Here is a 12,539-nt window from a genome sequence, read left to right on the forward strand (position 1 = left end):
TTGCCCAGGCCGAAGATCTTCTCCAGGTCGAAGCTGGAGGAGAAGTCGGTCTGCTTGTAGTCGTCGGCGAACAGCGCCGCGGCGGTGACGCCGTTCTGGTTGGCGCCGCTGGACTGCGAGCCCTTCCGGTAGACCTGGCTCAGACGCAGGCTGACGCCGTTRTGCTCGTAATAGCCCGTCAGGTTGTAGCTGTACTTGGCCACGCCGTAGGCGATGGCGGGGCCATTGCTGGTCTGGTCGACGATCGTGGCGTTGGCGTTGAAGCCCAGACCTTCGACGCCGAACCGGCTGGTCAGGAAGTCGAGCGGCTGCACCCACTGGAATTCCAGGCCGTTGATCGTCAGCTTGTTGGGCACGTTGATCTGCGACTGGATCTGGACTTGCGCCGCGGTCGGGCCGCCGCGCGAATTGATCGCCGTCTTCTGGGTGTCGTTCAGGGTGTCGTAGGTGATGCCGTACTGGGCCAGGTACGAGAACGGCTGGGTCACGACGTTGTTGGTCGTGAAGCCGGTCAGCGACTTGCGGAAGGCGTTGACCGCGATCACGCCTTCCTGGCCGGTRTAGATCTCGAAGCCCAGGTCCAGGTTCTTGGAGAAGTAGGGCTCGAGCGCCGAGTTGCCGATGGTGGCTTGGTCAGCCGACGGCGCGCCGAAGCTGACGCCGGGCAGCTGGGCGGCCGGATCAGGACGAGTCATCGTCTCCGACACCGCCGCGCGAACCACGGCGTGTTCGCCGACATCGTAGGCGATGTTGGCGGCCGGCAGCCACTTCGAATAGGTGTTCTCGGTGTAGACGACGTTGGTGATGTTCGGATAGCGCGAGCCGTCGGGCAGYTGGGCGCCGCCGGGCAGGCTGTTGCGGGGATCGGCGATCGATACGCGGCCGCCGATCGTCTGCTTGGTGTGCACGTACCGGACGCCGACGTTGAAGCGCAGATCGCTGTCCAGCACCGGGGTGACGCCGTTCAGTTCGGTATAGGCCGCGCTGTTCTTCTCGTTGATGTAGCCGCCGCTGGCGCCGGTGTTGGAGCCGCCCGACTCCGGCGTGTTGTCGTGGAGCTGGTCGTAGTTGGTGGCCTTCTTGACCGCGTCCCAGTCGACSGTGACGAAGCCGGCGCGGCCGGGCTTCAGRTAGCTGGCCAGGCTGGCGGTGGGGATCAGCGAGCCGGCGTAGGTGAGCGTCCCGGTCTGGCCGGCCGTATAGCCCGTGCCGTAGCCCGGATAGGTCGGATAGCCGGCGGGCGCGGCGCCCGGCTGGTTCAGGCCTTGGCAGGGCGGCTGCCCGTTGGGCGACGGCAGRTTGATGCTGGGATTGTTGCCGCAGGTCGCGTTCTGCCAGGGCTGGGTGTTGTCGTAGCCGCGGATGGTGCGCGACACGTCGTCGTAGTTTCCGCCGAACTTCAGGTTCAGCGCCTCGTCGCCCCAGGTGACGGCGGCGCGAGCGCCCTTGGTTTCATACCAGCGCTTCTCGTCCTGCATGTTCAACCGGCCGCCGTTCCAGACGAAATTGGCCGGGTTGTTCAGGTCGACGCTGCTCTTGATCGTCGGAATGCCGTTCGGRTTGTAGGTGTAGTCGACGGTCGTGCCGACGCCCAGCGCGGTCACCGGACCAAAGGTCGGGCTTTCGCGGTGGAARTTGCTCTTGGTGTAGTTGAGCTGGCCCTCGACCTTGAGCTTGTCGTTGATGCGCCACTCGCCGCCCGGGTTGATCCCCCACAGCTCGGTCTTCTCGAGATAGGGCCGGAATTCCAGGAAGAACTGCGAATTGGCGTAGGTGCCCTGGGTGACCGTGCAGCCGGTCGAGCAATCGGTCTTGTCGTACTTGGTGTTGGTCGGAATGATCGCGCCGTTGCGCACGATCCACGCGATGTCCTCGCGCAGCAGGTCGTTGTTCTTGTASCCRTACATGCCGTCGACATAGAAGTTCAGGTTGTCGGTCGGCTTCCATTCCAGGCTGGCCACGGCGTTGAAGCGGTCGCGGCGGCCGTATTCGGCCGAGGGGCGGCCCAGGCGCGGCAGCAGGCCGTTGTCGATCTGCTGGATCGTCGCGCCGGGATTGTGCGCCAACAGGAAGGCCTGGTCGATGGTCTGGCCRGCCACCAGGCCGCCGCCCGCGCCGACCGGCACCGTGGCCGGGATCGTCCAGTTGCCGCCGCCCGTGGGATTGCAGCCCGTCGCCGCGCCGCAYTGRGCCGCCGACAGGTTCGGRTTGGTGAAACCGATCGTCTCGTAGCCGCGCGTATCGGTCTTGAGTCTTTGGCCGGAAATCCCGAACAGGACGCCGAAATTGTCCCAGGTCTTGCTGGCGATCAGCGAGCCCTTGCCGCCCCAGTCGGCGCCGTCCGGCTTGACCCCCTGGACGTTGAAGGTGAGGTGCTGACCGGGCCGATCAAAGGGCCGGGCCGAGCGCATGTCGATGTTACCCGCCGCGCCGCCTTCCAGCAGACCGGCCGAATAGCTCTTGTTGACCGTCAGCTTGGTGAACAGGTCGGTCGGGAAGAAGCTGAGGTCGACCGAGCGGTCGGTGCCTTGCGCGTCGGTCGGGCCCGACGAGGCGACCGCGATCGAGGCGCCGTTCAGCGTGACGTTGGTGAAGTTCGAGCCCAGGCCRCGGATGGCGACATTCGTGCCCTCGCCCGTGATGTCGCGGGTGATGGTGATGCCGGGAATGCGGTTGAACGACTCGGCGATGTTGGAGTCGGGGAACTTGCCGATGTCTTCGGCGAAGATCGTGTCGGCGAAGCTGGTCGACTCGCGCTTGGCGACCGTCGACTGCGCCAAGCTGCGACGATAGCCAGTGACGACCACTTCTTCGACCCGCCGCTCCGACAGCATGACGATCCTTTCGCCACCGCACGTCGCCCGTCAATAATGTCGGACTAAATGTGGCCAGGACAGATCACAGCTGGCCTGACCAGTTGTGACATTTCAATCTTGTTACAATTTCAACGACATAACGACTAACGGCGTTCGCTCAAACGGTAAAAACACCAACAAGTCTGCGATGGTAGCGGTACCGATTCTACGAAGGCGTGGGAAATTTGTCACAATCTTCCCTGGCCAATCTGAGCTTAATGTTGGAAAATTCCCGACAATTGCCCTGGACACCCCACCCGCCCGGGTTTTTTCTTGGCGAGCTAGCAAGGTTCAAGCTGCGCAATTTGTCGGACAAGCGGATACGGGAAGAGTCTTGTCGATGCAAAATAGAGCGAGGACGGCTCTCGGGATCAAAGCCGAATGGCGGGCCGCGACTGACGAGGCGCCGCGCACCGACAACCTCATCGCCTCCATGAACGGCCAGGCGCGTGGGCTTTGCCGCCGGCCCGTCTTAGGACGCCGGCGGCCGGCGGCCGCATGGGCGCCGCACCGACGACCACGTCCGCAAGTTCCCACCGGCTTGCGACGGTTAGGCTGTTTGGACAATTGCAAGATGGCCGAGACGACGGGCGCGCCTGGCGCGCGGCCCGACCGGAGGCGTCCGCAATGAGCGCGTTCACCTCTTTGCTCGCCGTGCAGATCACCCCTTCGAGTCGTCGAGCTCCTCATCGGGTGGCCTTTGAATTGATCACGCGCATCAACAGCGGCGCTTACAAGCGCGGGTCGTGGTTGCCGACCGAGCAGGAGCTCCTGCGAGAATTCCCCGTAAGTCGCGGGGCGCTACGCGAGGCGCTGACCATTCTGCAATGCCTGGACCTGGTTGAGCCGCGACGCAGCGTGGGCACCAGGGTCCTGGGCGGGGAGGTATCCGTCGAGGATCTTTTCGACGCCTCAGTGGACCTGGTGGCCTTGCTGGAAGCCTGCCGCGTGTTCGAGGTCGAGTCCATCGTTCTAGCGGCCGGATTGTCCGGCGAGCGCTGCGTCTGCAAGCCGCCCGGCGGCGCCCCGAATCTTCAAGATTTTCTCCAGTTCCATCTCGACCTGGCGCGCGTGACAGGCAATGGCGCGCTCATCGCCTCGATTGGAAACCTGTGGGCTTTGGCGCTGACCCGGCCGACGCTCCGAGCGCTGTTCGCCGCCGCTATCAGCCAATCGGCAATCGATTTTAGCCACCTGCAAGGCTTGGTGGCCCGAGCGGTCGAGGCTGGCGATCCCGGTGCGGCGCGGAGCGCAGCTAAAGCCCTGTTCAACGCCTATCTCACCAGCGTCCTGGACGCCGAGGAGGCCGAGCGGCTGCACCAAGCCAATCGCGAAAGCCTGAGACGTGGGCTGGCCTGGAAAAGCCGGTTGTCGATCGATACACGCCCGCCCTCCCCCTCCCCAACCTAGCCTAGCCTGGCCTGGCCTGGCCTGGCCTGGCCTGGCCTGCGCGGGCCCTTGCGGAAATCCATCTCCTACTTGGCTCAAGACGCCTCGCGAATCCTCAGACCGATCGCAACGCAAGTCGGCGCCACGAACGTGCGAAATTTCCACTCTCGCATTTCAGAATGTTTGCGCTACCAATACTCCGACAAAAGTAGCCAGAAGCGTTAGGGTTTTTGATGGTCGATCGTTGTTGCGCGCACCATTCGCGCCGGGTCTTTCTCGCGGGCGCCAGTGCGGGGGCCGGCGCGCTGGTGGCCGCCGGGCCGACGTTCGGGGCGCAAGCCACGCCGACGTCGCGGCCATTGGCGAGCCGACCGCAAGCCAAGCTGCGAGCCTTCGACCTTGCCGACGTCACCTTGGACGAGGGCCCGTTCCTGCACGCCCAACGGAAAACCGAGGCCTACCTTTTGGCGCTGCAGCCCGATCGCATGCTGCATAATTTCCGGGTCAATGCGGGCCTCAAGGCCAAGGCGCCGGTCTACGGCGGCTGGGAGTCCGAGCCCACCTGGGCGGAGATCAACTGTCACGGCCACACGCTAGGGCACTATCTGTCGGCCTGCTCGCTGGCCTACCGCTCGACGGGCGACCAGAGATTCAAGGCCAGAACCGAATACATCGTCGGCGAATTGGCCGAGTGCCAAAAGGCGGCGAATTCCGGACTGGTCTGCGCCTTTCCCGACGGGCCGGCCTTGGTCATGGCCCACTTGCGCGGCGAAAAGATCACGGGCGTGCCCTGGTACACCTTGCACAAAATCTACGCCGGTCTGCGCGACGCCGCGGTGCTGACCGACAGCCCGACCGCGCGCACGGTGCTGATCAGGTTCGCCGACTGGGCGGTCGTGGCGACCCGGCCGCTGAGCGACGCACAGTTCGAAACCATGCTGGAGACCGAGCATGGCGGGATGAACGAGGTCTTCGCCGACCTCTACGTGATGACCGGCGACGCCAACTACCGACACGTGGCCGAGCGGTTTTCGCACAAGGCGATCATGACACCGCTCGCGCGCGGCCGGGACACTCTGGACGGTCTGCACGCCAACACCCAGTTGCCCAAAATCGTCGGCTTCCAGCGTGTCTGGGAAGTGACGGGAGATCCCGGGTACAGGGACGCGTCGGTGTTCTTCTGGAAGACGGTGGCGCTCACACGCGCCTTCGCCACCGGAGGTCACGGCGACAATGAGCACTTCTTCCCGATGGCCGATTTCGCCGAACACGTGTTCTCGGCCAAGGCCTCGGAGACATGCTGCCAGCACAACATGCTCAAGCTCACCCGCGCCCTGTTCCTGCACGACCCGCAAGCGGTCTATGCCGACTACTACGAACGCACGCTCTACAACGGCATCCTGGCCTCGCAAGACCCCGACAGCGGCATGGCGACCTACTTCCAGGGCGCGCGGCCAGGCTACATGAAGCTCTATCACACGCCCGAGGACTCCTTCTGGTGCTGCACCGGGACGGGCATGGAGAACCACGTCAAGTATCGCGACTCGATCTACTTCCACGACGACAGCGCGATCTATGTGAATCTCTTCGTGCCCTCGTCGGTGAAGTGGAAGGAAAAGGGGGCGGTGCTCACCCAGAGCACGGTCTTCCCAGACGCGCCGACGACCACGCTGCGATGGAAGCTGCAACGGCCGACCGAGGCGACGCTAAAGCTGCGCCATCCTCACTGGAGCCGGGCTGCTGTCGTCCTGATCAACGGCGTCGAAGCGACGCGATCGGCTGATCCGGGCAGCTATGTCGAGCTGTCGCGGACCTGGAGGAGCGGCGACGAAGTGGAGCTGCGCTTGACGATGGAGGCGGCTGTGCAGCGCGCCCCCGCCGCGCCCGACATCGTCGCCTTCACTTATGGACCGCTGGTGCTCGCGGGCGCCCTGGGGCGTGAGGGCCTGGCGCCAGGCTCCGACATCGTCGTCAATGAACGCAAGTATGGGGCCTACAACGACACGCCGTTCGACACGCCGACGTTGGCCGGCGCCCCCGAAACGATCGCGAGTCATTTGCGCCCGGGGAATAGGCCGCTGGAGTTCACGACCCTGTCGACCGAACAGCGACCCGTTCGGTTGATCCCTTATCATCGCATCGCGCACGAACGGTACGCGATCTACTGGCCGATGAAATCGCCAGGCTCGAAGACCAGCGCGTAGCGACCAGATGAGAACGCGCGACGACCTTCGTCCTCTCCCCGCCCGCGCCGCGTGGGCTCGCGCCAAATGCGGCCTGACGGCGATGAGGGCGACCCTCGCGCACCGCAATGACGCGCTGTCGCCAATCCGCCTTGGCGGCAGGCACAGCGCCAATCCCGACGGCCCATGCCGTCAAAGCTCGTCTGGTCTTCGACCGCTGACCACGATCTAGCGACAAGAGAGGCCTATCACGATGGCGCGTTGGATAATCACGACCGGGGCGATCGCCTTGTTCGCCGCCCCCGCTGTGGCGTTCGCAGAGCCGGCGACGCCGCCCACCGGCCTTGACCCTCTGGGTCAATTGCGGGCCATCGCGCCGGCCAGCGACGCCGCCTTTCACTTTATGAGGCTGCGCAACGGCGTGCAGTTCCAGTTGAACGGCGTCACCAAGTCGGTAGTCTTCTATTCGCCCACCGTCGTACGGGTGAACGCCAATCTCGGCCAATCCTATTGGACCGCGCCAAGCCTGGTGGTGATCCGGCAACCCGAGGCCGCGCCGTTCACCGTGCAAGAGACCGCCGGCGCGCTGGAGCTGATCGGCCAGAAGCTGCGCGTCGTGATCGACAAGCGCGCCGGCGCGCTGACCTATTACGACGCCTCCGGCCGACTGCTCACGCGCGAGAAGCCTGACGCGCCCCAGTCGATCGATCGGCGCGTCATTTCCGGCGCGCCGACCTACGAAGTGGAAAACCGCTTCACGCTCAAAGCCGAGGAAGGCCTCTACGGCTTCGGCTTCACCGGCGACGACGAGGTCAACCGCCGCAACAAGGATCTGCTGCTCGTTCAGACCAACGTCGGCATCATCATCCCGGTGATGGTCTCGACCGAACGCTACGGAGTCCTTTGGGACACCTATTCGCAGATGCGCTTCAAAGACGACGAGCACGGCGCACGTCTTTGGGCGGAAAGCGCGCCGGGCGGCGTCGATTATTATTTCATGTCCGGCGACACGATGGACGGCGTGATCGGCGCCTATCGCTGGCTGACGGGCGATGCGCCGATGTACCCCAAGCAGGCGTTTGGCCTGTTCATGAGCAAGGAGCGCTACAAGACCCAGGACCAGCTGCTTGAGGTCGCGCGCACCTTCCGCCAGGACCAGTTCCCGCTCGATTACATCGTCCAGGATTGGCAATACTGGGGATCGGACAAGGACGGCACTTGGTCGGGCATGACCTGGGATTCCAAGCGGTTTCCCGATCCGGCTGGCATGAGCCGCACGGTCCACGACCTCCACATGAAGCTGATGGTCTCGATCTGGCCCTCGGTCGGCAACGACACGGCGCTCGGGCGCGAACTCGACCAGTACAACCTGCGCTTCAAGCCGCTGCACTGGATTTCCAAACAAGCGCGCGTCTACGACGCCTACAGCCCCCAGGGCCGCGAGATCTACTTCAAGCACATCAAGTCCGGCCTGCTCGACAAGGGCGTCGACGCGCTGTGGATGGACGGGACCGAGGTCGAGGTCAGCTCGGCGATGTGGAATCCCGCCGACAACATTCGCGACACCAAGGCGCTGGGCGCCAATGCGATGGGCGACTTCACGCGGTATCTGAACCCCTATTCGCTGCTGACCACCGAGGGGACCTACAAAGGCCAGCGCGCGACAAGCGACAAGCGCGTCTTCACCCTCACCCGTTCAGCCTGGGCGGGCGCGCAGCGCACGGCCGCAGCCTCATGGTCGGGCGACATCTACGCCAATTGGAAGACCTTCGCCCAGCAGGTGGCCGGCGGCGTCAACGTCACGATCACGGGCAATCCCTACTGGACCCAGGATACGGGAGGTTTCTTCGTCACCGATTTTCCGGGCGGCGAGAAAAACCCCGCCTGGCGCGAGCTTTACGCGCGCTGGTTCCAATACGCCGCCTTCAACCCGATCATGCGGGTCCACGGCACCAGCGTCGAGCGTGAGCCTTATCTGTTCAAGACGCTGGATCCGCCGGTCTACAAGACGCTGCTGGAGACGACGCAGCTGCGCTATCGCCTGCTGCCCTACACCTACAGCTTGAGCGCCAAGGTCACGGCCGATCGCTACACCCTGATGCGCGCGCTGCCGATGGACTTTCCCCAAGATCCGGCGACGTTCAACATCAACGACAGCTTCATGTTCGGACCCTCGCTGCTGGTCCACCCCGTCACCCGGGCAATGTACAACATCCTTCCATCCATCCCCACGACCGTGCCGGCGCAATACCTGCACGCTGCCGACGGCAGGCCAGGCCTGGCCGTGCAATATTTCTCCGGCGAGAACTTCGAGACGCCGCGCGGCCAGGCGGTCGATACGAAGATCGACCACACCTGGCCCGACCCGCCCCTGGCGGAGCTTCCGCCGGGCCTGACCTCGCTGAGCCACTTCTCCGCGCGCTGGGAGGGCGATCTGATCGCGCCGGAAGACGGCGAATACGAGATCGGTCTGACGGGCAATGACGGGATGCGCCTAGCCCTGGGCGGTGAAACGGCGATCGACGAGTGGACCCGCGCGGCGACCCGCACGCGTCTGGTGCGGCGCACGCTCAAGAAGGGCGAAAAGCTGCCGGTGCGGTTGGAATTCTCCCATCCCGAGGGCGGGCGCGTGTTCCGTTTCGTCTGGCGCACGCCCAGCGAGTTGAAGCGAGACGCCGCCGTGATCGGCGCGCCACGTGACCTGACGATGCGCACCTATCTGCCCAAAGGCGCGGACTGGTACGATTTCTGGAGCAACCAGCGCCACGCCGGCGGCCAGATCGTCGCGCGCCAGGCGCCGCTCGACGTTATGCCGCTCTATGTCCGGGCCGGCGCGATCATCCCGATGGGGCCGATCGTGCAATATGCGACGGAGCGCCCCGATGCGCCCTATGAGATCCGTGTCTATCCGGGCGCGGACGGCAAGTTCACGCTCTACGAGGACGACAACGAAACCTACGCCTACGAGAGAGGCCAGTCAGCGCGTTCCGACCTCAGCTGGAACGATGCGACGCGGACCTTGACGGTGGGACCTCGGCGCGGCGCGTTCGTCGGCATGGTCAAGCAGCGAACGCTCAAGATCGTTGTGGTCGGAGTTGTCGGGGAAAGCGCGCTCAGTCCAGCGTTGGCCGATCGGATAGTCTCGTATGGCGGACGCGCCTTGACCGTGCGGTTTTGAAGCTGGCGGCTGTTACTCGACGGCCAGGCGCCACCGCTTGCAGCAAAAGACAACGACGTGGACGGGAACGCTTGTGAAACACGCTGACAAACCTGGTGTCGAACGCCGCGCTTTCCTTGGATTGAGCGCACTGATCGCGGCGGCGCCCTTCGGGGCGAACGCGCAATCGGCCCCTGGAGACGGCGAGATCATTCCTCTGTGGCCGACCCGGCCGCCTGGCGCGCCCGCGTCATTGCCCGGGGACCGTGTTGAAACGCGCTCCGTACAAGGTCAATCCTGGCGCGTGGCCGTGGCTGTCGGCACGCCGTTCATGGCTCTGCTGCGAGCGCCTCGGCCGAACGGAGCGGCGATGCTGCTCATTCCCGGCGGCGGCTATGTGAACGAGTGGTTCGACAGCGAAGGCTATGCAACGGCCCGGCGGTTCGCTGAGGCCGGCGTCACCAGCTTCGTCCTGCGCTATCGCCTGCCGGCCGGCGGGTGGGCAGACCCTTCCGAGGCGCCGCTGCAGGACGCACAGCGGGCTATGCGGCTCATTCGCGCTGGCGCGGCCAGGTACGGTATCGATCCGACCCGGGTCGCCGCCCTTGGCTTCTCAGCGGGCGGCCACCTCGCGGCGAGCTTGGCCACGCGAGGTGCGCTCACATATGCACCGATCAACGCCGCCGACGCCGGATCAACCCGGCCTGACCTGTCGGCCTTGATGTATCCGGTGATCGAAATGGCGCCGCCTTACGCCCATCTCGGCTCGGTCAGGGCCTTGCTTGGCCCTGATCCGTCTGCTGAATCGATCATTCGTCACTCGCCGCGCCAACATGTGGACGCAGCCACGCCACCGACCTTTCTGGTGCACGCCTCGGACGACGATCTCGTGCCGGTCGAGAACAGCCTCGGCTACCTTGCCGCCCTTCGCCAAGCCAAGATTCCGGCCGAAGGGCATATATTCGAAGAGGGCGGACACGGGTTTGGCTTGCGCCAGGGAATCCCGGCTTCCACTTGGCCCGACCTGTTCCTGGCCTGGGCTTCGCGCCGAGGCTACGCAGGTGGCTGAGCAAGCCAGGGCGACGCGCGCGCCGAGATTGCGCCCCCGCCCCGTTCCTGCCCGCTCCAGAGGACGAAATCCCGGCCGGGCGCGACTTTTTACTCGGAGGCGAAATAGGTTCCCGCTCCCTGCCTGCGCTGGATGATCCCCTCACGCTCCAAATCCGCCAGAGCTTTGCGGACCGTCACGCGCGCCATCCTGAGCTCTCGCGCCAAGCGCCGCTCAGTCGGCAGCCGAACGCCGCGATGGGGCGCTTCGATTTTGCGGATCATGTCCGCCAGCTGCCGATAGAGCGGACGCTGGGGATCAGATCGAACCAGGCCCGCGCGTGCAAACGCCAAGTCGACGACGACGGGCGTGTCGACGGCGGTGGCCTCTGCAAGAACCGCTTCCGCCAATGGGCTCCCATCTTCGGCTCCGAACGTTTCGACACGCTCGAGGGTCAAAGGACCAAGATGGATCACGGAGGGCTTCCCCCGGGACCTTGTTTGCGCGCGGCGCGGACCATGACTGACCCGGCCAGTTGCGAGAACCCGCCGTCGGCGAAGAGCGCCAGGTCCGACTTGTCGACGCCGTAGTACCGGAAGCTCAGGGCGCGAAAACGATTGATGTAAAGAACTCCCAATCCCAGTTTCGGGTCGATCACCAGGTCAACCACGTAGCGGCCGTCGGCCGTTCGCGGAAACGCTACCCGCGGCGCGTTGGCGCCTTGTCCGCGATAGAGGAACGCGGCCTCGCCCTTGGCGGTATCCAGTTCCAGGACGCTCTTGCCGCCCTTCCCGGCGTCAAAGCTGACGCCGAAGCGGTTCCCCGGCTTGACCGTGATGTCGGCCCTGGCCAGCAGCGCCTCGTCTCCAGGACCAATCGAGGTTTGGGTCGAAGAGATCCTGGCGCGTTCGGTGGAGAACTGGCGCGCCACGGCGTCGGGCAAGCTGACGGCCAGGACGCCAGGTCCTGCCCGACGGACCGCATGCGCGACCAGGTCGCCGCCCCAGACCAGGTCCCGGCTGTCCTTGTGCAGCTCCTTGTGCGCCACCCAGCCGAACAGCAGTCGCTCGCGGCCCGTGCCGGCCGTCCTGCCCGCATAGAAGGCGCGCCCATCCAGGCCGTTGAAGCGCCCGTATTCATATTTGCCATCGCTTTTGGGCGCGGTGAGATACCGGACCAGGCGATATTCTTCGCGCTGATCGGAGAAGACGACGAACCAGTCTTCGCCCTCGGAAAAGAGGTCGGGCACTTCCAGATTGAGCGGTGAGCGTTCCGAATAGAGCGGCGCGGCGGCGGTCCATTTGATCAGGTCGGGCGAGGTATAGAGGGCGATGACCGCATCGAACTTCTGGCGCGACGCCAGGACCATCCAATAGGCCTTGGCCTGGGGGTTCCAGATCACCAACGGATCGCGAAAGTCGCGCTGATCATAGGTCGGCTTGCCGGCGAACGTCGCCTGCGGATCCTTGATCCAAGGTCCCGCCAGGCTGGCCGCCCTGGCCACCATGGTCACCTCCATGGGCACGCCGTTCGGGTCGTGCCCGGTGTAGAAGAGACGATAGCCGCCGGCCGGGTCGGCGATGACGCTGCCGCTCCCCGTCCAGACGTCGGGCGAGCCCTGCTCGCCGACCTTGACCGCCTCGATCGGCTTGGACCACGTGGTCAGGTCGGACGTCTGCGACATCCACCAGGGATGACGCCCCTCGTTCTTGAGGTAGAAAATCGAATAGACGCCGTTCTCGTAATAGGGATTGGGATCACCGATCCCTTCGGTCTCGCCGGCGAAATAGACCGCGCCGTCCTGGGCGGTCTGTGCTGCGAGCGGTTGGGCTTGAACGGCCGCCGGCGTCATGGCCAGCAGCGCCACGCCGAGCATTGATGCGAGCATCGCTACGCTCCTTGGCTGA

The 12,539-nt window shown here is 64.9% G+C and carries 6 protein-coding genes and 1 pseudogene; 4 read left to right on the forward strand and 3 right to left on the reverse strand.

The genetic code is table 11. The annotated features are described in order from the left end of the window. A pseudogene (locus AC1DMQ_RS24525) lies at positions 1 to 2,816 on the reverse strand (TonB-dependent receptor); the annotation flags it as partial. A 666-nt stretch (positions 2,817 to 3,482) separates the two neighbouring features. Between AC1DMQ_RS24525 and AC1DMQ_RS24530 the strand changes: the two are divergent. From AC1DMQ_RS24530 to AC1DMQ_RS24545, 4 genes are all read left to right on the forward strand, one after another. Further along, a complete protein-coding gene (locus AC1DMQ_RS24530) occupies positions 3,483 to 4,265 on the forward strand; it encodes a FadR/GntR family transcriptional regulator (RefSeq protein WP_477036151.1) in 783 nt (260 codons plus the stop codon). A gap of 212 nt (positions 4,266 to 4,477) precedes the next feature. Then, positions 4,478 to 6,448 (forward strand): glycoside hydrolase family 127 protein, encoded by a 1,971-nt coding sequence (locus tag AC1DMQ_RS24535; protein ID WP_477036178.1) that lies wholly within the window; start codon positions 4,478 to 4,480, stop codon positions 6,446 to 6,448. 232 nt (positions 6,449 to 6,680) lie between these two features. Continuing rightward, positions 6,681 to 9,605, forward strand: coding sequence for a TIM-barrel domain-containing protein (locus AC1DMQ_RS24540; protein ID WP_477036152.1), 2,925 nt, complete (start codon positions 6,681 to 6,683; stop codon positions 9,603 to 9,605). A 349-nt stretch (positions 9,606 to 9,954) separates the two neighbouring features. Then, entirely contained in the window at positions 9,955 to 10,653 is a 699-nt protein-coding gene (locus AC1DMQ_RS24545; protein WP_477036153.1) for an alpha/beta hydrolase, read from the forward strand. Positions 10,654 to 10,742: 89 nt separating this feature from the next. Here AC1DMQ_RS24545 and AC1DMQ_RS24550 read toward each other — a convergent pair whose 3' ends face one another. Both AC1DMQ_RS24550 and AC1DMQ_RS24555 read right to left on the reverse strand, forming a co-directional pair. Continuing rightward, positions 10,743 to 11,108 (reverse strand): GntR family transcriptional regulator, encoded by a 366-nt coding sequence (locus AC1DMQ_RS24550; RefSeq protein WP_477036154.1) that lies wholly within the window; start codon positions 11,106 to 11,108, stop codon positions 10,743 to 10,745. Continuing rightward, positions 11,105 to 12,520, reverse strand: coding sequence for a hypothetical protein (locus AC1DMQ_RS24555; RefSeq protein WP_477036155.1), 1,416 nt, complete (start codon positions 12,518 to 12,520; stop codon positions 11,105 to 11,107). The genes AC1DMQ_RS24550 and AC1DMQ_RS24555 overlap by 4 nt, the downstream gene beginning before the upstream one ends. Positions 12,521 to 12,539 lie beyond the last annotated feature (19 nt).

The sequence above is a fragment of the Caulobacter sp. 05L422 genome, from assembly GCF_056397765.1.